15 protein-coding genes and 5 tRNA genes are annotated in these 21536 nt (G+C 64.6%); 16 read left to right on the top strand and 4 right to left on the bottom strand.

From position 1 onward, the window contains the following. Positions 1–17 precede the first annotated feature (17 nt). Together mgtE and truD are read left to right on the top strand one after the other, a co-directional pair. A complete protein-coding gene (mgtE, locus tag KK141_RS05685) occupies positions 18–1460 on the top strand; it encodes a magnesium transporter (RefSeq protein WP_214570284.1) in 1443 nt (480 codons plus the stop codon). A 29-nt stretch (positions 1461–1489) separates the two neighbouring features. Next, positions 1490–2500 (top strand): tRNA pseudouridine(13) synthase TruD, encoded by a 1011-nt coding sequence (gene truD, locus KK141_RS05690; RefSeq protein ID WP_214570283.1) that lies wholly within the window; start codon positions 1490–1492, stop codon positions 2498–2500. Between the two features lie 103 nt (positions 2501–2603). On the opposite strand, the gene KK141_RS05695 is transcribed toward truD, so the two are convergent. Next, positions 2604–3146 carry a Smr/MutS family protein gene (locus tag KK141_RS05695; protein WP_167257506.1) on the bottom strand — a complete coding sequence of 181 codons (543 nt, stop codon included), beginning with the start codon at positions 3144–3146 and terminating at the stop codon, positions 2604–2606. A gap of 142 nt (positions 3147–3288) precedes the next feature. Here KK141_RS05695 and surE point away from each other — a divergent pair, with 142 nt between their 5' ends. The 4 genes from surE to KK141_RS05715 all read left to right on the top strand — a co-directional run bounded on the left by surE (position 3289) and on the right by KK141_RS05715 (position 6476). Beyond that, the gene (gene surE, locus KK141_RS05700) at positions 3289–4080 is read left to right on the top strand and encodes a 5'/3'-nucleotidase SurE (protein WP_214570282.1); all 792 of its coding nucleotides are present in this window, start codon (positions 3289–3291) and stop codon (positions 4078–4080) included. A gap of 2 nt (positions 4081–4082) precedes the next feature. Next, complete coding sequence (locus KK141_RS05705) at positions 4083–4763, top strand: protein-L-isoaspartate(D-aspartate) O-methyltransferase (protein ID WP_214570281.1); 681 nt, start codon at positions 4083–4085, stop codon at positions 4761–4763. A 26-nt stretch (positions 4764–4789) separates the two neighbouring features. Further along, positions 4790–5398: a DedA family protein gene (locus tag KK141_RS05710; RefSeq protein WP_214570280.1), complete on the top strand. Its 609-nt coding sequence runs from the start codon at positions 4790–4792 to the stop codon at positions 5396–5398. A gap of 67 nt (positions 5399–5465) precedes the next feature. After that, complete coding sequence (locus KK141_RS05715) at positions 5466–6476, top strand: peptidoglycan DD-metalloendopeptidase family protein (protein ID WP_214570279.1); 1011 nt, start codon at positions 5466–5468, stop codon at positions 6474–6476. Between the two features lie 10 nt (positions 6477–6486). Here KK141_RS05715 and KK141_RS05720 read toward each other — a convergent pair whose 3' ends face one another. Further along, positions 6487–6864, bottom strand: coding sequence for an Mth938-like domain-containing protein (locus KK141_RS05720; RefSeq protein WP_214570278.1), 378 nt, complete (start codon positions 6862–6864; stop codon positions 6487–6489). Between the two features lie 10 nt (positions 6865–6874). Continuing rightward, on the bottom strand, positions 6875–7171 hold the full coding sequence (yhbY, locus tag KK141_RS05725; RefSeq protein WP_214570277.1) for a ribosome assembly RNA-binding protein YhbY: 297 nt from the start codon (positions 7169–7171) through the stop codon (positions 6875–6877). A gap of 85 nt (positions 7172–7256) precedes the next feature. On the opposite strand from yhbY, the gene rlmE reads away from it, so the two are divergent. The 8 genes from rlmE to KK141_RS05765 all read left to right on the top strand — a co-directional run bounded on the left by rlmE (position 7257) and on the right by KK141_RS05765 (position 11805). Beyond that, positions 7257–7907: a 23S rRNA (uridine(2552)-2'-O)-methyltransferase RlmE gene (gene rlmE / locus KK141_RS05730; protein ID WP_167257513.1), complete on the top strand. Its 651-nt coding sequence runs from the start codon at positions 7257–7259 to the stop codon at positions 7905–7907. After that, positions 7904–9850, top strand: a complete 1947-nt coding sequence (gene ftsH, locus KK141_RS05735) for an ATP-dependent zinc metalloprotease FtsH (RefSeq protein WP_214570276.1) — start codon at positions 7904–7906, stop codon at positions 9848–9850. Before rlmE ends, ftsH begins: the two co-directional genes overlap by 4 nt. A 328-nt stretch (positions 9851–10178) precedes the next feature. Then, positions 10179–10255, top strand: a tRNA-Arg gene (locus KK141_RS05740). A 174-nt stretch (positions 10256–10429) separates the two neighbouring features. Beyond that, positions 10430–10506, top strand: a tRNA-Pro gene (locus KK141_RS05745). Between the two features lie 26 nt (positions 10507–10532). Beyond that, a tRNA-Arg gene (locus tag KK141_RS05750) sits at positions 10533–10609 on the top strand. A gap of 18 nt (positions 10610–10627) precedes the next feature. Further along, positions 10628–10704 (top strand) — tRNA-His (locus KK141_RS05755). A 14-nt stretch (positions 10705–10718) separates the two neighbouring features. Next, a tRNA-Lys gene (locus tag KK141_RS05760) sits at positions 10719–10794 on the top strand. 315 nt (positions 10795–11109) lie between these two features. Next, positions 11110–11805 (top strand): carbonic anhydrase, encoded by a 696-nt coding sequence (locus tag KK141_RS05765; protein WP_214570444.1) that lies wholly within the window; start codon positions 11110–11112, stop codon positions 11803–11805. Positions 11806–11981: 176 nt separating this feature from the next. On the opposite strand, the gene KK141_RS05770 is transcribed toward KK141_RS05765, so the two are convergent. Further along, positions 11982–13613, bottom strand: coding sequence for a hypothetical protein (locus KK141_RS05770; protein WP_214570275.1), 1632 nt, complete (start codon positions 13611–13613; stop codon positions 11982–11984). Positions 13614–14112: 499 nt separating this feature from the next. Here KK141_RS05770 and KK141_RS05775 point away from each other — a divergent pair, with 499 nt between their 5' ends. Together KK141_RS05775 and KK141_RS05780 are read left to right on the top strand one after the other, a co-directional pair. Next, positions 14113–16497 (top strand): glycoside hydrolase family 95 protein, encoded by a 2385-nt coding sequence (locus tag KK141_RS05775; protein WP_214570274.1) that lies wholly within the window; start codon positions 14113–14115, stop codon positions 16495–16497. Positions 16498–16964: 467 nt separating this feature from the next. Beyond that, on the top strand, positions 16965–21536 hold the full coding sequence (locus KK141_RS05780; RefSeq protein WP_214570273.1) for an RHS repeat-associated core domain-containing protein: 4572 nt from the start codon (positions 16965–16967) through the stop codon (positions 21534–21536).

The following is a 21536-nucleotide window of genomic DNA, read 5'->3' on the forward strand; positions in this document are numbered from 1 at the left end:
CGTATGAGCATGCGCGCATGAGCGAGGCCGAGGCCCGCGGCTCCGCCGGCCGGCTGCACGAGCAGCTGGAGCGCATCAATGAACTGCTGCGCCGGCACAAGCTGGTGGAGCAGGTGGCGCATGCGCAGCACGGGCCGCACCAGGAGCTGGTCGATAACCTGCTGCACCGCCAGCACCTGTCCGAACTGCAGCGCCAGCTCGATGGCCTGCATCCGGCCGACATCGCCTACATCCTCGAAACGCTGCCGCTGGCCGACCGCCTCACCGTCTGGCAGCTGGTCAAGGCCGACCGCGACGGCGAGATCCTGCTCGAAGTCTCCGACGCCGTCCGCGAATCGCTGATCGCCGACATGGACCAGCGCGAGATCCTCGCCGCGGTCGAGCCGCTGGAGGCGGACGAGCTGGCCGACCTGGTGGAGGATCTGCCCACCGAGGTGCTGCCGGAGCTGATGGCCAGCCTCGACGCGCAGCAGCGCGAACAGCTGCAGTCGGCGCTGTCCTGGGCCGACGATCAGGTCGGCGCGCTGATGGACTTCGAGATGGTCACCATCCGCGAGGACGTCAGCCTGGAAACGGTGCTGCGCTATCTGCGCCGTTTCGACGAGCTGCCCGCGCAGACCGACAAGCTGTTCGTGGTGAACCACGACAACCTGCTCACGGGCGTGCTGCCGATCCACTGGCTGCTGGTCAATTCGCCGGAAAAAATGGTGAGCGAGGTGATGGCGCCGGACGTCAACACCTTCCACCCGGCCGACGACGCCTACGAAACCGCGCAGGCCTTCGAGCGCTACGACCTGGTCACCGCGCCGGTGGTGGACGACAACAATCATCTGATCGGCCGCATCACCATCGACGCCATGGTCGACGTGATCCGCGAGGAAGGCGAAAGCGAAGCGCTGAGCCGCGGCGGCCTGCGCGAGGAAGAAGACATCTTCGCCTCGGTGTGGAAATCGGTGCGCAACCGCTGGACCTGGCTGGCGGTGAATCTGGTGACGGCATTCATCGCCTCGCGCGTGATCGGCCTGTTCGAAGGTTCGATCCAGAAGCTGGTGGCGCTGGCCACCTTGATGCCGATCGTGGCTGGCATCGGCGGCAATTCAGGCAACCAGACCATCACCATGATCGTGCGCGCGCTGGCGCTGGACCAGATCACGCCCGCCAGCGCCAAGCGGCTATGGCGCAAGGAAATGGGCGTGGCGCTGGCCAACGGCCTGGTCTGGGGCGGCGTGATCGGCCTGGTGGCGTGGGCGCTGTACGGGCATCTGGCGCTGGGCCTGGTGATGACCGCGGCGATGACGCTCAACCTGCTGCTGGCGGCGTTCTGCGGCGTCGGCATTCCGATGCTGATGGCGCGCCGCGGGCGCGATCCGGCGCTGGGTTCGAGCGTGCTGATCACGGCGATGACCGACAGCGGCGGCTTTTTTATTTTCCTCGGGCTGGCCACGGTGTTCCTGGTCTGACGCGTTTTTCTTTTTCCGGTACCCATTCAATGAGCGATCTTCCCTACGCCAATGGCACCCCGCCGCTGAGCGCCCAGTTGCGCAGCACGCCCGAGGATTTCCGCGTGGAGGAAATCCTCGGCTACGAAGCCGACGGCGAAGGCGAGCACGCGCTGCTGCTGGTGGAAAAGCGCGGCGCCACCACCGACTGGGTGGCACGCGAACTGGCGAACTACGCGGGCGTGCCGCAGGTGGCCGTGGGCTATGCGGGCCTGAAGGATCGCCACGCGGTGACGCGCCAGGCCTTCTCGGTGCAGCTGGCCGGCAAGCCCGATCCGGACTGGTCGGCGTTTCCGCATGCGGAGGTGCAGGTGCTCTCGGCCACGCGGCACAAGCGCAAGCTCAAGCGCGGCGCGCTGCGCGGCAACCGCTTCGTGCTGGTGCTGCGCCAGGTGCAGGGCGACCGCGCTCGTGCCGAGGAAGTGCTGGAGCGCATCGCCGCGCGCGGCGTGCCGAATTATTTCGGCGAGCAGCGCTTCGGCCGCGGCGGCGGCAATGTGGAGCAGGCGCGCGCGATGTTCGCCGGGCGCCGGGTGGACCGCGACAAGCGCCAGTTCCTGCTGTCCGCCGCGCGCTCGCATCTGTTCAACGAAGTGCTGGCCGCGCGCGTGGAGCGCGATGCCTGGGACCAGCCGCTGGATGGCGAGCTGTGGTCGCTGGCCGGCAGCCGTTCCTGGTTCGGCCCCGAGCCGTTCGACGCCGTGCTGGCCGAGCGGCTGTCACGCGGCGACATCCATCCGTCCGGGCCGCTGTGGGGGCAGGGCGAGACGCCGGCGGGCGGCGAAGTGGCTGAACTGGAAAGCGCGATGGCCGCGGCGAATGCGGATCTGGTCGCGGGGCTGGTGGCGGCGCGGATGGATCAGGAGCGCCGCCCGCTGCGGCTCATTCCCGATCAGCTGCGCTGGCAGTGGCTGGGCGAGGATGCGCTGGAGCTGACGTTCGGCTTGCCTGCCGGTGCGTATGCCACCGTGGTGGTGCGCGAACTCGCCGTCACGGCGTAGGTTGGGGTGAGCCGCAGGCGAACCCCAACATCGGTGCCTTCGTACGCTTCGCCACGTTGGGGTTCGCCTGCGGCTCACCCCAACCTACGCCGGATGCGCGGGTTCAGTCCTTCAGCAGTACGACCACGGCACCCGTGCCGCCCTGCATCGGCCGTGCCGAAGCAAACGCGATCACATCGTCACGCCGCCGCAACAGGCGGTCGGTCAGCACCTTCAGCACCGGCCCGGCGCTTTTCGAGCGCAGGCCCTTGCCATGCACGATACGCACGCAGCGGAAGCCGCGCTCGTGCGCCTCGGCGAGAAAGTCGGCGATGGTCGCGGTGGCCGCCGCGGCGTTCATCTGGTGCAGGTCGATGTCGTCCTGCACGCTGAACTGGCCGCGCTTGAGCTGGCGCAGCAGTTTCGGCGGATAGCCGTCGCGCAGGTAGCTGAGCTCCTCGCCGACTTCCATGAGACCGGGATCGAAGGCCATATCGAGCAATTCGCCCGGCACCGCGGCCTCGTCCGCTTCCAGCATGTGCGCGCGCGGCTCGGGACGGGGCGCGGCCGGTGCCGGCTCGGCGGGGTCGAGACGGCGGACTTCGCCGATCGCCTCGCGGAACAGGCGCGCGTCGTCGTCGTTCACGGTGGGCGGGCGGCGTTTCATCGCGACATCGTAGACCAGGACCTGGTGCAACCGGGACGTGACATCGTCGGCGATGAAACCCCTGGCCCGCTCGGGTAGACTTCCGCTTATCGCTGGCGTGCCGGGGAACGCGCCGGCTCCTGGGTTTTTCGAACGGATGACAATGCGAGTTCTCGTAAGCAACGACGACGGTGTGGATGCTCCCGGCATCCGCGTGCTGGCCGAACGCCTCGGCGCGGTCGGCCAGGTCACCGTGGTGGCTCCCGACCGGGACCGCTCCGGCGCCAGCAATTCACTCACCCTCGACGCGCCGATCCGCGTGCTGCGGATGGACAACGGCTATTACCGCGTGGCGGGCACGCCGACCGACTGCGTGCACCTGGCGCTGGCCGGCCTGCTCGACTATGAGCCCGACATCGTGGTGTCCGGCATCAACAACTCGGCCAATCTCGGCGACGACGTGATCTATTCCGGCACCGTCTCGGCCGCGATGGAAGGCCGCTTCCTCGGCCTGCCGGCGATCGCCGTCTCGCTGGTGAGCAAGGACCACCACGGCGAGCACTACGACTGTGCCGCGCGCGTCGTGCTGATGCTGATGGAGCGCCTGCTGGTGGATCCGCTGCCGGCCGACACCATCCTCAACGTCAACGTGCCCGACCTGCCGTGGGAACAGATCCACGGCTTCGAAGTCACTCGCCTGGGCAAGCGACACCGTTCCGCGCCGTGCATCCGGCAGACCGACCCGCGCGGCAAGCCAATCTGGTGGATCGGCCCGGCCGGCGACGTGGACGACGCCGGCCCCGGCACCGATTTCGACGCGGTGCGCCGCGGCTACGTCTCGGTCACGCCGATCCACGTCGACCTCACGCGCTTCCAGGCGCTGGAGAAGGTGAGCAGCTGGATGACCGCGCTCAGCGGCCGCATGGGCACCGGCAGCGGAGCGAAGGTGGCGTGACCATGAACGTGCACCCGCTGCCGCCGTCCGCGCTCAAAGGCGAAGGCATGACCTCGCAGCGTGCCCGCGACCGGCTGGCGTCCAAGCTGAAGGAAGACGGCATCAAGGATGCGCGCGTGATCGAGGTGATCCGCAACCTGCCGCGCCATCACTTCATCGACCAGGCACTGCACTCGCGCGCCTACGAGAACACCGCGCTGCCGATCGGCCATGGCCAGACCATCTCCCAGCCCTGGGTGGTGGCGCGCATGACCGAGGCGCTGCTGGAATTCGGCATGCCGCAGAAGGTGCTGGAGATCGGCACCGGCTCCGGCTACCAGGCGGTGGTGCTGGCCGCGCTGGTGCCGCAGCTGTACACGGTGGAGCGCATCGAGGAACTGCTGCGCCAGGCGCGCCGCCGCTTCCGCCAGCTGGGCCTGACCAACCTGCGCTCGCGCCACGACGACGGCAAGCTGGGCTGGCCGGACGAGGCGCCGTTCGACGCCATCATCCTCACCGCCGCCGGCGACACCATTCCCACCCAGCTGCTCGACCAGCTCAGCCCGACCGGCGTGCTGGTGGCGCCGGTGGGTTCGCCCAGCCATCAGATCCTGATCCGCATGCGCGGCGACGGGCAGGGCGACTTCGTGCAGGAAGAACTCGGACCGGTGAGCTTCGTGCCGCTGCTCGGCGGCATCGGCTGATGCCGCCCTCGCTTGAAGGACGCTAGATGCGCTTGTTCGGAACGCTGTACGCACGCGCCCTGACCTGGGCGCGCCACCCCCGGGCGCTCTACTACCTGTGCGGCTTGAGCTTCGTCGAAGCCTTCATCTTCCCGATCATGCCGGAAGTGATGCTGGCGCCGATGATGCTGGGCAAGCGGCACAAGGCGTTCTTCTACGCCAACGTGAGCCTGTTGTTCTCGCTGCTCGGCTCGCTGGTCGGCTATGCGCTGGGCCACTGGGCGTTCCAGGCGCTGCATCCCGTGCTGGAGGCGCTGCACCTGCTGGCGCCGATCGAGCAGGGCGTGGAAAGCTTGCGCGCGCAGATGAACACGCATTGGCTGGGCCTGCTGGTGGTGCTGGCGCTGGCTGCGCTGCAGCCGGTGGTGCCGATGAAATTCGTGACCTGGGCAGCGGGCATCGTCGGCGTGCCGATCGTTCCGTTCCTGGTGTGCATGGCGGTGGGCCGCGGCAAGCGCGTGTGGCTGCTGGCGCTGCTGATCCGCATCTTCGGTGAGCGCGCCGAGCGCATCCTGCACAAGCATATCGAGCGCATCGGCTGGGCCGCGGTGGTGATCCTGGCCGGCCTGCTGCTGTGGTGGGTGCTGCGCCATTGAGCTTAGGGCGAAGTCCGAAACAGGACGTCCGCATGAAAATCACCCTTTGCCTCGCTATGCTCACTGCATGAACGGACCCAGCCGCTACCTCGCCCCCGCCGCGCTCTCCCTGCTGCTCGCCGCCTGCGTCTCGCCACGCAGCTCGGTGGTGGTCGAACCGGCCGCCGGTACGCAGGGGCGCACGGTGGCGCCGGCGACTGTCCGCGCCGCGGCACCGGGCGGCACTTATAAGGTGGTGAAGGGCGACACGCTGTATTCGATCGCCTTCCGCAACAGCGTGGACTTCCGCGACCTGGCTTCGTGGAACGGCATCGCCACGCCGTACACGATCTGGCCGGGGCAGACACTGAAGCTGTCACCGAGCGGAGCGGCCGCACCGGCGGCCAGCCATGCGGCGGTTGCGGCCACGTTGCCCAAGCCGCCGAGCCATCCGGTGGTGCTGGTGCCTGCTAATACGCCGAGCGGCGGCGGCTTCCAGAACGTGCAGAACAATCCGGCGGCGACGTCGGCCGAGGCTCCCGTTGCGGCGGCCCCGGCCAAGCCCGCACCGTCCACGGCCCCCGTAGCGGTGCCTGCCCCGGCTTCGACCGCGGTTACCGTCGTGCCGGTGGCCGGCGCGCCCGCCACCGCGCACACCGCGGCGGCTGCCGCGACGCCGCCGCCGGCTCCTCCGCAGGCCGTGGCCCCGGGCGCCACGCGCTCCAGCGCCGGCATCAACTGGCGCTGGCCGGCAGACGGTTCACTGGGTAAGCGTTACCAGTCGGGCGATGCGATTCCCGGAATCGAGATCCTGGGCAAGTCCGGCGATCCGATCCGCGCCGCCGCCGATGGCGTGGTGGTGTACAGCGGCAATGGCCTGGTCGGCTATGGCGAGCTGGTGATCATCAAGCACAACGACAGCTTCCTGTCGGCCTACGGGCACAACAGCAAGCGACTGGTGAAGGAAGGCCAGCGCGTCAGCGCGGGCCAGCAGATCGCCGAGATGGGTTCCACCGGCGCAACCCGCGACGAGCTGCAGTTCCAGATCCGCCGCGACGGCAATCCGGTCGACCCGCTGGGTTATCTGCCGTCGCGCTGAGCGGCGGCGCTCAGGCTTCCGGCAGGATAAACGCCGCGACCACGCGGCGGCGCTCGCCGGCCAGCAGGTCGTAGGTGCGCGCCGCGGCGGCGTTGTCCATCACTTCCACGCCCACGCCCTTGCGCAGGAAGCCGGCCAGGAAGGCGGCGGCGGGGAACACCTGGCGTTCGCCGGTGCCCAGCACCACCACTTCGGGGTCCAGCGCCAGGATGCCGTCGACGTGGCCGGCATCCAGCTGGCCGGCATGGGTGACCGGCCAGTTCTCGATGGCCTTTTCCGGGGAAAGCACCAGGCTGCGGGTGAACTCGCGGTCGACTACGGTGACGCTGCGCGCGCCGACCCGGCGCACGTACAGGTATTCGCCGGGGCGGTCGAGCGAAAGGTCCATGCGGGCCGGCTCAGCGGGGCAGGGCGAGCTTGGGCTCGTCCTCGTTGCGGCGGAACAGCACCACGATATGGCCGATCTGCTGCACGCTTTCGGCGCGGGTGCCGCCGGCGAGGAAGTCGATCTGCTCCTGGCGTTCGTCCTTGTCGCCGCCGGACAGCTTCACCTTGACCAGTTCGTGGTGGGTCAGGGCCAGGTCCAGTTCCTTGACCACGGCCTCGGTCGCGCCCTTGGCCCCGAGCAGGATGACCGGCTTGAGATCGTGGGCCAGACTGCGCAGATAGCGGCGCTGGGAGGGGGAGAGCGACATGCGTTCAGTCTCGGATTCGCGGCGAATGGACCGACAAGGGTATCATGCCGCCCCGTTACCCCCTATCTGTGGCCGTTGCCGACCCATGTCCCGCAGCAAAAGCAGTTCCCGCTGGCTGCGGGAACACTTCGATGACGTCTATGTGAAGAAAGCCCAGGCCGAGGGCGTGCGCTCCCGTGCCGTCTATAAGCTGGAAGAACTGATCGAGCGCGACCGCCTGCTCAAGCCGGGCATGCGCGTGGTCGACCTGGGCGCCGCCCCGGGCGGATGGTCCCAGCTGGTGCGCCAGCGCCTGGGCGACACCGGCAAGGTGGTGGCCCTGGACATCCTGCCCATGCAGGGCATCGCCGGCGTGGATTTCCTGCAGGGCGACTTCCGCGAGGAGTCCGTCCTGCGCGAGCTGGAGAGCCGCCTGGAGGGCCAGCAGCTCGATCTTGTCCTATCCGACATGGCCCCCAATATGAGTGGTGTCGCGCTGGCCGATCAGATCCGGGCTATGGATCTGGCCGAGCTGGCGCTGGATTTCAGCCGCCATTGGCTGAAACCGGGCGGTTCGTTCCTGATCAAGTTATTCCAGGGAGCTGGCTTCGACGATTACCTGCGTAGCTTGCGCACGGAGTTTTCGCGCGTAACTATGCGTAAACCCAAAGCCTCCCGCGCCCGTTCGCGTGAGGTCTATGCGCTGGCCACAGGAAGAAAGGTCAGTGGCGCTCAACCGGGCGAGAACCGTGCATGAATGAGATGGCTAAAAATCTGTTGCTCTGGCTGATCATCGCCGTGGTATTGCTCACGGTGTTCCAGAGCTTCAATCCGCATGGCGCGTCGTCCTCCGACCTGCCTTACAGCAGCTTTGTACAGAGCGTGGACAACGGCAACGTGTCCACCGCCGTGATCAGCGCCGATCAACCGGCCACGATCAGCGGCAAGCTCAAGGACGGCAGCGCCTTCCGCACCGTGGCCCCCGTGCTCGGCTTCTCCACCAGCTCGGTGGTCAAGCAGATGCAGGACAAGGGCGTCGAGGTGCGGCAGGAGCCGGCCAACAACGGCTTCTCCCTGCTGGGCCTGCTGCTCAACTGGCTGCCGATCATCCTGATCGTGGGCGTCTTCATCTGGTTCATGCGCCAGATGCAGGCCGGCGCCGGCGGGCGCGGCGCCATGAGCTTCGGCCGCTCGCGCGCCAAGCTGCAGGGCGAGGACCAGATCAAGGTCAATTTCAGCGACGTCGCCGGCTGCGACGAAGCGAAGGAGGAAGTCGGCGAACTGGTCGAGTTCCTGCGCGACCCGGGCAAGTTCCAGAAGCTCGGCGGCAAGATCCCCCGCGGCGTGCTGATGGTCGGTCCGCCCGGCACCGGCAAGACCCTGCTGGCCAAGGCCATTGCGGGCGAGGCCAAGGTGCCGTTCTTCTCGATCTCCGGTTCCGACTTCGTCGAAATGTTCGTCGGCGTCGGCGCCAGCCGCGTGCGCGACATGTTCGACCAGGCCAAGAAGCACGCGCCCTGCATCATCTTCATCGACGAAATCGATGCGGTCGGCCGCCACCGCGGCGCCGGCCTGGGCGGCGGCCACGACGAGCGCGAGCAGACCCTCAACCAGCTGCTGGTGGAGATGGACGGCTTCGAGGGCACCGAAGGCGTGATCGTGATCGCCGCGACCAACCGCCCCGACGTGCTCGACCCCGCGCTGCTGCGTCCAGGCCGCTTCGACCGCCAGGTGGTGGTCGGCCTGCCGGACGTGAAGGGCCGCGAGCAGATCCTTAAAGTCCACCTGCGCAAGGTGCCGACCGGCGCCGACGTCGACGCCATGACCATCGCACGCGGCACGCCGGGCTTCTCCGGCGCGGACCTGGCGAACCTCGTCAATGAAGCGGCGCTGTTCGCCGCGCGCGAGAACGCGCGCGACGTGCGCATGAATCACCTGGACAAGGCGCGCGACAAGATCCTGATGGGCACGGAGCGCCGCTCCATGGCCATGAGCGAGGACGAGAAGAAGCTCACCGCGTATCACGAGGCCGGCCACGCCATCGTCGGCCGCCTGGTGCCCGAGCACGACCCGGTCTACAAGGTCACCATCATTCCGCGCGGCCGCGCGCTGGGCGTGACCATGTACCTGCCGGAAGGCGACAAGTACAGCATGAACCGCGTGGCGATCGAATCGCAGCTGTGCTCGCTGTATGGCGGCCGCGTGGCCGAGGCGCTGATCTTCGGCGAGGACAAGGTCACCACCGGTGCCTCCAACGACATCGAGCGCGCAACCAAGATGGCGCGCAACATGGCCACCAAGTGGGGCCTGTCCGACACGCTCGGTCCGGTCACTTATGGCGAGGAAGAGGACGAAGTATTCCTCGGCCGCGCCGTCACGCAGCACAAGAACGTCTCCAACGAGACCGCGCGCAAGATCGACGAAGAAGTGCGCGCGATCCTGGACCGCAACTACGCGCGCACCAAGCAGCTGCTCACCGACAACATCGACAAGCTGCACGTGATGGCCGAAGCGCTGCTGCAGTACGAAACCATCGACGCGCACCAGATCGACGAGATCATGGCCGGCCGCGTGCCGGGCCCGCCGGCGGATTGGACCAAGTCCGCCACCGGTTCCACGCCGCCGCCTCCGCCGCCACGCGGCGATGCCGGCGCCAAGGTGGGCGACCCCGCCACGCAGAGCCGTCATCCGCACGGCTGAGCGGGCAGGGCATAGCGATTGCAACGAGGGCGGCCATGGCCGCCCTCGTCGTTTCCATCGTCAGTGGATGCCGCACGACATGCAGGCACCGATGCGAAGCGCAGCGAAGCAACACCTCTTGCTTCCCCTCTAGGCGATCCTGTTTTCGGCCGTTAGAATGCGCGGCTTCGATGCGGATCGGCAGCACCGGGATATGAATGCTTCGGCATCCGGTGAAAAAAAACTGAAAAAAGTATTGACGACCACCGCCCGAATCTGAATAATTCCGCTTCTCGCTTCGGCGCTTTCCACTCCGGTGGTTAAGCGAAGATGGCAAAAGTTTTACAACGCGCCCGTAGCTCAGTTGGATAGAGTACCAGGCTACGAACTTGGTGGTCGGGAGTTCGAATCTCTCCGGGCGCGCCATACAAAGCAGGCAGTGATGTTCGCATCACCGTTTGCATCCGAAGAGCAGAACATCGCTCCTAGGAACCGGACGAAAGATGTGTTCGGTGTGCTTCGATACGGATTGACTGGGCGAAGCGTCACCCGTAGCATTTCAAAGCTTCGGCGTTGCGAAAGCAGCCGAGGGTTCGAAATCGGGGTATAGCTCAGCCTGGTAGAGCGCCAGCTTTGGGAGCTGGAAGTCGTGGGTTCGAATCCCTCTGCCCCGACCAGCAGTTGCTGTGCACCCGAGTGCATTGCGCCTGTAGCTCAACCGGATAGAGCATCGGCCTTCTAAGCCGACGGTTGCAGGTTCGATTCCTGTCGGGCGCGCCAGTACATATCAAGGTTATGGTGGGCGTAGCTCAGCTGGTTAGAGTACCGGATTGTGATTCCGGATGTCGTGGGTTCGAGTCCCATCGTCCACCCCAAATTTGAAGTTTCAGGGCCGTTAGCTCAGTTGGTAGAGCAGTTGACTCTTAATCAATTGGTCGTAAGTTCGAATCTTACACGGCCCACCAATTGGAACAGGCGCTTAGCGAAAGCTAAGCGCCTTTTTCTTTTGCGTGTATCGGACCGGGCCTCGCTACGCGGCATAGTTCCATGCCCCGCAAAGACACGGAGATCCCGCGCCACCGCATAGCCAGGCGCGCAATGGTCTAGTCATGCCGATTTGATCTGATTGGCCCGGAATGACATCACGCGTGACGCAAGCAAGCCGTAGATTGACCCCAAGCCAGCTTGCTTGGGGAAGGGAAGCGAGGTGCCATCATCAACGCATGTTACCGAGAGGTCTTCCTTTGAAATTCACTCGCCGCACATTTCTCCATGGCTCCATGCTGGGCGCCGGTGCGATTTTCGCTTCATCCAGTCTGGCCAAAGTGCCTTCGAACGCCGTGGTAAAACCGGCGCCAACCAAGGACGGCAAATCGGCGCTGAAGCCGGACGAGGCGCTCGCGCTTCTTATTGAAGGCAACAATGCGTTCTTGCGGGACGAGCTGCGCGTGCCGGACCTGAGTGCCGCGCGACGCCTGTCGCTGGCGGCAGGGCAGGCGCCGTTCTGTGCTTACGTGACCTGTTCGGACAGCCGCGTTCCCCCGGAGTTGTTGTTCGGTCGGGGCCTCGGTGAGCTCTTCATCATTCGAAACGCGGGCAACACGGTCGACACCGTGGCCATGGGTTCCATCGAATATGCGGTCGCCGTGCTCGGCGTCCCGCTCGTGGTCGTGCTGGGCCACGAAGCCTGCGGCGCGGTGAAGGCGGCCATGTCGGTGGTGGAGAAGAACGCGCGGTTCCCGGGCGCGATCGACAACATGATCGAGCCCATCATTCCCGCCGTGCTTGAAGCGCGCAATCAGCCTGGGGATGGCCTTGAGAATGCGGTGAAGCAGAACGTGCGCCGCGTCGTGGAGCTGCTCCGCAAGGAGAGCGATCCCATCATGCTGCGGCCGCAGGAAGAAGGACGCCTCAAGGTGGTGGGCGGCTACTACCATCTGGACACGGGGCGGGTCGACTTTTTCGATCGTGCTTAAGTCGCTTTCCCACGCGGAATGGTGAGCAACACGGCGTGCGCTTCTGAATCAGAGCGCTCGCTCCAAGAAGATCGAAGCCTCGCGCGCCTGGCCGCCGAGGTGTTCGCCAGGCGCGTGATGCCATCGAAGGTTTCGATGGCATCACGGAGCATCATTTCCTCAGCCCTGGCCGGCGCTCACTGCACCAGCGGGCGGCTGTACGAAACACCCAGGTTGGAATGCGTTCCGTCATCCTGCGATTCCAGCGCCCATTCCACGCGGGTGACGATGACCGGATCCGGCAATTGATTGAGCTGCGCCGGGCCGAACCACGGATAGACCGGCCCCTTGCCGTCACCGGCATCCACCGGAGCCTGGGCGGCCACGCAGGACACCAGCTTGTAGAGATCGAAGCTGTAGAAACCGCCGGATCCCGCACTGGTCAGCGACATGGTCGGCAGGCTCAGGCCGCAACGGCTGTTGGCGACCGTCGTACCGATGAACGCGGACATGGCGCCCGGATAGTACGAAGAATCCTTGATCGGCCAGTTCCACGAGATGCCTGGATAGAACACGGCAGGTTCCGGCGAAATATTCAGGCAATCGAGATCGACGAAAAGGAAGCGATCGATATTGTCCTGGAACCCTCCCAGCGTCAGCACCAGCCGGGCGCAACCGATGGCGGCGGCATTGTTGTTCGCCGCCGCATTCGCATAGAACGACAGCTGCGGCCGGTAGGTGCCTGCCTTATCCATCAGTGCGATCGGCTTGCCGTTGCCATGGCGCGCGTTGGCGCCGAAGGACTGATAAGGAATGCAGCCGCTGGCCGTGCTGCCCCGCGTGCCGTAAGTGAAGCCGATGGTGTTGTAGGTGTTTCCGAACGGATCGCTGACGGCCTGGATGCCCAGATACGCCCCGGGCGCCCGGAAGGCCGACACCATCGGCAGGCTCTGATCCGGCGGGCCGGATGCGCAGCTCGGGTTGTTCGCCACGTTATAGGGTTCGTCGTTCCACGCGAGCTGCCAGAAGTGCCCTCCCGCCGCATAGGCGGATGAGCTGTACCAGTTGGCATTGGGATAGCTGATGTTGGGCGACTTGCAGGGGCGCTGCGTCTGGTCGCCGGTACTGGCAAACAGGCAGGGGCCGTAGGTCGGGGCGTTCGTAGTGGTCGCGTAATCGCTGCGCCAGGTGGCCAGGTTGGCCGAGGGATCCCAGAAGCCATAGCCGTGATTGGCCGGCGTGGTGATGTCGACCGTATCGATGAAGGCCGTGGCATCGCCGGAAGAGACGGTGCCCGCAATTGTCAGTGTGACCGTGCTCGGGCAACCCATGGGGTTGCACGGCGTGCTGAGTTTGACCGCATACGTGTCGTATCGATCCGCCGGCGGAGTGATCGCGTTGACCGTGGCCGCTCCATTGCGCCCGCCGAGCACGATGGGTTGCACGACGCCATTGACCAGCACCTGGATCGACTGTGCCGAGCCGTAGTTCACTCGTTGCGTGGCATTGAAGGTCAGGATCGCATTGCTGGCATAAGGCACTTGCTGCGAAATCGTCCCCTGGTTCTGCAGGAAGGCCACCTGCTGCCCCAGGGGTACTTCGGGAGCGCCGGCGGTGAATCCGCTGTTGGCGCTGGAGATGCCGGCGCCGCCGCTGCCATTGGAGCCGAAGCTCCAGTTGGAGCCGGCGGGTGAATAGGAGAAGCTTCCGGCAGACAGTGCGGGTTGCTCGAAACTTCCATTGCTGACGACGCCATCGGCCAGGGCCGTGGTCGACAGCAGCAACGAGAACAGGGCGAGAGAACCGAATGAAGCCATACGCGTAGGCATAAACACACTCCTTTGCAGTGACGCGGTGGCGAAGCGGAAATGCAGTCGATCCCGAGCGGATCGACCTCGCTGAGGGAGTTGCTCCAGAACAGGATGAGGCGATGACTCCCCGCCCGGCTAGCTATCACCGATACCGTGAAAGCCGGGAGAAGCGTGTAAAGGAACTCGGAAGATGACAGCGAGGATGACGTTTCCGCGTCTCATTGCGCGCTTCGTCGGCGTGCCCTCCAACAGCGGATGCGCGAGCGGCGGACCGTGCCCGTCGCATGATGGATGAGGCGTTGATTGAGCTTTGCGAAGATGGCCGAACGTGCTTATGAAAATTGCCAATCTTCTGGATGGGGCGTTGATCCACCCAGGGGGAATGACGTAACTAGGCCGTTGGAATGCATCGCGGGCGACATCGGTTTGCCATGTCACGGGGGGTTTCAACACCTGATCGCCGAAGCCGCTCGCGTCTGATCGCCTGCGTGGGTTGACGTCATTGAGGCTGAGCTGGATGGCACTGTTGAAAAGCGTGAAGCGGCGACTGGCCCAGGGTTTGATGATGGCCGCCTTTTCGTTGGCCGCCGCGGCGGCCGGTGCGCAGGATCAGAGTGAACCGCCCTCACTGTGGTACACCAAGCCAGCTGCCACCTGGACGGAGGCATTGCCACTGGGCAACGGCCGCATCGGAGCCATGGACTTTGGCGGGCTTGAAGACGAGCGCATCCAAACCAACGAGAGCAGCTTGTGGGGTGGGGGCCCTCATCGCTACGCCGATCCGCAGGCGCGCGCACACCTGCAAGAGGTCCGAAAGCTGCTCTTCGCGGGTGATGTCGGGAAGGCGGAGGGGGTGGCCAAGGACATGCTGGGCTCTCCCGCCTTGCTGCCAGCGTATCTGCCTTTCGTCGATGTACGGCTGCACTTTCCGGGGCATGCGAACGCTTCGGCCTATGAGCACCGCCTGGATCTGGGGGAGGCGATCGCGCGGACCACATACACCGTTGGCGATGTGCGGTATCGGCGAGAAGTCTTCGTGTCCTATCCCGATCAGGTCCTGGTGCTCCGCCTCACCGCAAGCAAAGCGGGTGCGCTCAACTTCGGCGTCGATCTGGCGTCGGTGCATCGTTCGACGCAGGTCACCAGCAGGGGAGGCGACGAGCTGGAGTTGACGGGGCAGGTCCAGCCGCAGAGCAACCCTGCGTATTCCTGGATCGCCTCATGGGACAGGCCTGGTGAACGATTTGCTGCGTTGCTGAAGGTCTCTGTCGATACGGGCCACGTTCGCGCGGATGGGACGAGACTGGAGATTTCCGGTGCCACCACCGCCACGGTGCTTTTCAGTGGCGGAACGAGCTTCCGGAACTATCGGGACATCAGTGGCGATGCGCTGGCCCTGGCGAAGAAGCACATCGACCTGGCCTCACAGCGATCTTACGAGACGTTGCTGCAGCGTCATGTCGAGGATTTCCGGGCGCTCTTCTTACGCACCCGGCTCTCTTTGGGGGCCGCCTCCATCCAGAGGCCCACCGACGAACGCTTGCGCCACTTTGCGCACGATGACGATGCGGGTCTGGTCGCCCTCTATTACGCGTTTGGTCGCTACCTGCTCATTGCTTCGTCACGGCAAGGTGGGCAGCCCGCCAACCTGCAAGGCATCTGGAACGAGGACCTGATGCCCGCGTGGGGCAGCAAATGGACCACCAACATCAACCTGCAAATGAACTACTGGCCAGCCGACGCCGGCGATCTGTGGGAGACCCAGGAACCCTTGTGGCACCTGATCCGGGATCTTCGCCAGAGCGGCGCTGAGACAGCCCGCGCGCACTATGGCGCGCGCGGCTGGGTCCTGCACCACAACACTGATCTGTGGCGTGCCACCACGCCGGTGGATGGCACGTGGGGACTCTGGCCCATGGGCGGCGTTTGGCTCGCCAATCAGATGTGGGGCCACTACAGCTTCAGTGGCGACGATGCCTTCCTGCGGCGCGATGCCTATCCCGCCATGAAAGGGGCCGTCGAGTTTGTCCTGGACACCTTGGTGGAGACCCCCGCTGGAACGCCCTTGGCCGGCAAGCTGGTGACTAGCCCTTCCACGTCACCGGAGAACCAGTACCTGATGCATGGCGAACCCCATCACCTCACCTATGGCAGCACGATGGACATCGAGCTCGTCGATGAGCTGCTGGACAACTTCGTCATCGCCTCCACCAGGCTTCATCTGGACGAGGCCTTGCGTGTGCAGGTGGAGCAGGCGCGGAAGCGTCTTCCGCCATTGCAGATTGGCCGGCGGGGACAGTTGCAGGAGTGGATCGAGGATTACCCCGAGGCCGAACCCACGCACCGGCACGTCTCGCACCTCTATGCCCTGTATCCCGGGCATGGGATCGACGTGGATCGAACGCCTGAGCTTGCGGCCGCCGCCCGAAAGACGCTGGAGCTCCGCGGCGACGGTGGCACGGGCTGGTCGCGGGCGTGGCGTATCGCGCTCTGGGCGAGGCTGCGCGACCCGGCGCAGGCGTATGCCAATCTCAAGCTGCTGCTGACGGGCAGCACCTTGCCCAACATGTTCGACACGTGCCCGCCGTTCCAGATCGACGGCAATTTTGGTGGTGTCGCCGGCATCACCGAAATGTTGATTCAAAGCAAGGAAGGCGAGATCCGGGTGCTTCCGGCGTTGCCCAAGGAGTGGCCAGAAGGACACCTGTTGGGCGTGCGTGTTCGTGGCGGCGCAAAGGTCGATCTCGCATGGCATGCCGGGCATCTCACCCGTTTCGTTCTGCATGCCGATCATGATGAGAGCTATCGTGTGGTGTACGGCCAGGCCGTGACACGCATTGAGGCGAGGCCCGGTGTGCCCGTGGTCTTGGATGGTGATTTGCAGACGATCGTGGATCGCTGAGTGGCGGTCCAGATCGGGACGGGAGTTTCGAGATTAGTCGGCAACAGAATCTGGAAGCGATCATGTGTCCGATCGTGCCACCACAAGCTCGTCCAGATTGAGAAAGTGATCGACACCTTGAACGGCAATGGATTTCAACGACAGGTGCAACCGGCGATGCCCGCGTTTGGGTCGGATGAATCCCGGGTCAGGTTGGAAGCCATCCTTTCGAATGGGCAGGCGAGCGAGGCGCAGCGCGCGGAAGCTCAACGGCTTCGGGACCGGCTGCGGGAAAAGTGCGGGGTTTGAGCTGCAGTTCTGATGGTCTGAGGGACTCACACGAATGCCCCCTGCTTGGCCAATTGGGAACGGTGGCCCCAAAGGACAGGATGGCGAGCCTCTGAGCACCATGCGGGTGGCGCATCGTTTGAGAAATGCTGATGGACTGCCGCGTCAATGCGACGCGGCCACCTTCAGGGAAGACAAGAATGCGTTCCGCCGTGCTCGCCGTTCTACTGCTGTTCTTCTGTGGCGTCGCTTCGGCGCAGACCGCGCAGATCTACCACAACCCCGGCGATGGAAAGGATTACTACATCGGTCCCCCTTACTGGTTTCACTGGGGGATTGGTCCGTGCGCAGGCAATCTGGATGGCGCTAATTTCAACACCATCGAGGAAGCACAGGCGGCAGCCGAGAAGTATGGGCCCATATGCTATGGCTACGACACGTGGCTGGCGTCGAAGCCGAGTTGCCCTCAGTCGCGCGGCTACTACGATCCCTACCACGAAGTCCAAATCAGTGAGGAGCCGGGGACCAGCGTCGGTTATGACCAGATGCACCCGTTGGTGGCGTATGTCGGCACCCTGAATCCCGATGATGATTGTCGTGACTATTTGTTGTTGTACTTTGTCCGCGGCACGTTAAGCGCCATCGATCACGCCAAGAACCTGGGCAGCGGCGCTGACTGCGACGCTGGGTTGGGATATCCCGGCGGTTCGGAAAACAGTGGTCCGCGCGGCAGCTGCAGCGCCATCAAAGGCACGCCATTGGTGGGCGATCCGATCAACGCCGCAACGGGCAACAAGTTCATCCAGGAAGACGATGCAACGGCCACGCCGTGGCTCACGTTCCGGCGCTTCTACAACAGCGACGGCGCGACGCCGGCCAGCGTCTTGGGCCCCCATTGGCGCCACACGTATGCGCGCTCGCTCAGCGTCACGCAGTTCAGTTCGGCCGCCACCGGCCTGACCGGGCCGCGGGTGATTATCGTGCGCCCGGAAGGGCAGCAGGAAATCTTCACCCAGATCAACGGTGCCTGGTCCACGGATGCCGACATTGCCGGCACGCTGACAGAAACCGACGATGCCCAGGGCCATGCCACGGCGTACACGCTGTTCGTCGCGAACCTCCAGCAGTTCGAAACCTATTCGCCGGACGGCTTGTTGCAATCCGTGCGGGACGAAACGGGGAAGGGCGTGCAGCTGACCTACAGCACGGCCCAGACCAGCGCCTCGCTCGCGCCTCGTCCCGGGCTCCTTCTGACTGTGACGGACAAGGAAGGGCGGCAGCTTGGTCTTGCCTACGATGCGGCGGGGAATCTCCACCAACTGACATGGCCCGACGGGAAGGCCCTGACGTATGCCTACGATGCGACGACCGGGGTGCTGACGTCGGTCCAGTATCCCGACCAGTCCACGCGTAGTTATCTCTATAACGAGACGGCCCAGACCGGCGGCGCCAATTTGCCGTATGCCTTGACCGGCATCATGGACGAGTCGGGCGCGCGGTTCGAGACCACGACTTACGACGCCAGTGGCCGAGCGACCGGCACCCAATTTGCCGGTGGCGCTGGGGCCACTTCGATCGCCTACCAGGCCGATGGGTCGTCGACCACGACGTATCCGCTGGGGGCCACGGCCACGATGAGCTTTGCATCGCCGACGGCGGTGCTGCGGACGGCCTCTGTGAGCGGGCCGTGCGGTCCCTCGTGTGGGCAGTCTTGGAGAACGCGTACTTATGACACGAATGGCTATCCCGCATCGCAGACGGATTTCGTAGGGAACTTCACTTATACAAGTTACGGCTCGGATGGCTTGAAGGTCTCTGAAGTGCGGTTGCCCGGCTCGCCGAATCAGCAGGTCGAGGCCTGGGTCGCCTGGGACCACACGCTGCGCAACCCGCTGTTCAAGATTGAGGCGGACGCCACTAATCAGCCGTTCCATGGGGAAGGTTGGGCTTACAACACCCTGGGCGAGACCGTGGCTCACTGCGAGATGGATATGCACGTGTCCGCAGCTGGTAACTACACCTGTGCCACCACCGGCGCTGTGCCAGCTGGCGTGCGTCGCTGGACCTACACTTATTGCGACGCGGTGGACGGCACTCAATGCCCTGAGATCGGCCTGCTCCTGACGGCGACGGGACCGCGCACGGATCACGCGCAGACCACGGTCTATCGCTACTACCTCGCAAGCAGCGCCGTCGGATGCGGCACGCCGGGGAGTGCCTGCTATGAGAAGGGCGACTTGCACACTGTCATGGATCCCCTGGGGCATGTGACGACCATCGCCTCCTACGATGCCAATGGGCGCATCACGCGCGTCGTCGACGCCAACGGCGTCGCAACAGATCGAACCTACACCGCGCGCGGCTGGCTGGCGTCCCAGAGCGTGGGCGGGGCGATCACACGCTTCAGCTACCTGCCTTACGGCGCGGTGAAGACCGTGACGGACCCGGATGGTGTGACGACGACCTACGGTTACGACGCTGCCCATCGTTTGGTGAAGATCACCGACGCCCAAGGCAACACCCTTCAGTACACGCTGGACGCAGCGGGCAACAAGACGGGCGAGCAAGTGGCTGACAGCAGTGGTCACGTCAAGAAGCAGCTGTCGCGCACCTATAACCTCCTGGGACAACTGACCAAACTCACCGATGGGTTGAGCCACGCCGTATTCAATGCCGGCTACGCGGACAGCTACGACGGCAATGGCAACCTGGTGCGTAGCACCGACGCCTTGGGCATCCAGCGCAAGCTGGGCTATGACGGCATCAACCGGCTGATCAGCACCCTGGACAACTACAGCGGGAGCGACACGGCCACCCAGAACACGCAAAGCGTGTTCGTCTACGATGCTGCAGACCGCTTGCAGGGCGTGGGTGACCCGGATGGACTCAACACGACCTACGACCACGACGGCCTGGGTAACGCCACGGCGGTGCACAGCCCGGATACGGGCACATCCACCTATGTCTATGACGTCGCCGGCAATCGCATCCAGGCCACCGATGCCAAGGGCGTCGTCAGGACGATGGCCTACGATGCATTGGACCGTTTGACTGCCGCCACCTACGCGGACAGCACGCTCAACGCTGCCTACTTCTACGACGAGCCTAACGGCACCACCGGTTGTGCGAATTCCTCCCCGGTGGGGCGATTGACCCGGCTGGTGGAGAAATCGGTGACCACGATCTACTGCTATGACGCACGGGGCAACGTGGTGCAGAAGCGCCAAGTCCAGGGCACGCAGGTCGACAGCAGCATCTATGGCTACACGCAGGGCGATCGCTTGGCCAGTATCCAGACCCCGGGGAAGACCGTGGTGCAGTACACCCGTGATGTCCTGGGGCGCATCAGCGGGGTCACGGCCTCTGCGCCGCATCTCGCTGGCAACGGGAGCATCGTAAGCAATGTCCGGTATCTGCCGTTTGGTCCGATCATCAGCTATACCTTGGGCAACGGACAAGCCGTCATCCGAAGCTTTGATGCGAACTACGCGTTGACGGACGTGGTGAGCCCGGCGCTCAACCTGCACTTTGCGCGCAATGCGATGGGCAATATCGTCGCCGTCGGCAATGCCGTGGGCGCCGACCCGGCCACCGAAACCTATAGCTACGACCCGCTTTATCGCCTGGCGGGCGTGAGTGGACCGACGAACGAAAGCTACACTTATAGCAAGGCGGGAGACCGTCTCGGCAAGACAGCCAATGGCCTGGCCAGTGGCGCCTACGCCTATCAAAGCGGCACCCATTGGCTCGCGACCGTCGGCAGCAGCGCGCGCACCTATGATGCGAATGGCAATACCACGGCCAGCGCCGCCGGCGGGCAGACCTACGGCTACGGTTATAACGGCCGCAATCGCCTGGTGGTGGTCCAGCAGAACAGCCAGATCGTGGGGCAGTACACCTACAACGCCCTCGGGCAGCGTGTTGCCAAAAGCGTCACCGCCCCGTTGAGCAATCTGCGTTACACCTACGATGAGGAGAGCAAAGTTCTCGGTGAGTACGGCACGACCAACCGGGACTACATCTGGCTCGATGATCTGCCGGTGGCCATCCTGGATGCCAACGCCACCACCAGCATCGTGAGCTATGTCCACGCCGATGGGCTCAATACGCCACGCGCCATCACGGACGGCTCGGGCAAGATGCTTTGGCAATGGTCCTATCTGGGCAATCCGTTTGGCGAAAAGCCGCCGACCAGTTCGGCTGGTTACACCTTCAATCTGCGCTTCTCTGGTCAGTATTTTGATTCTGAAAGCGGGTTGGCGCAAAACATCCGGCGTGACTATGACGCCGCCACGGGGCGTTACGTTCAAAGCGATCCCATGGGTCTTGGTGGGGGTGTAAGCACGTTTGGGTATGCAGGGGGGGACCCACTGAGCTTTGTCGACGAACTCGGCCTCGACTTCTTTGGGAAATGCTTGGCTCTGACCTATCTCGGTCAGTACGGTGACGACGCATGGAGTCACGCCAGACAGGACCGCAACAGAGATAAGCGTCCGCCCTATCCTGGCACGCCGGAGGAGGCTCTCAGGAATGCCGAACACTACCTCTATGCTTATCAGGAGGCGAAGGGTGGACAAGGCACCGGCGCGGCCACCTTGCTATCCGTGGGATACGCTGGATACAAGATCGCTCGAAACTCGCTCCAGCCGTCATCCTCTCCTTTCCGAGACGACTACCCATCTACGGACGAAGTAAAGTCCGGCATTGAGGGCAATCTGGATGCCAAGAGCAGTATCGGGGCACCTTCAGCTTGTGGCTGCAACGGACGTTGA

Origin of the sequence: Dyella sp. LX-66, from assembly GCF_018599165.1 — a bacterium.
GTDB classification, from domain to species: domain Bacteria; phylum Pseudomonadota; class Gammaproteobacteria; order Xanthomonadales; family Rhodanobacteraceae; genus Dyella_D; species Dyella_D marensis.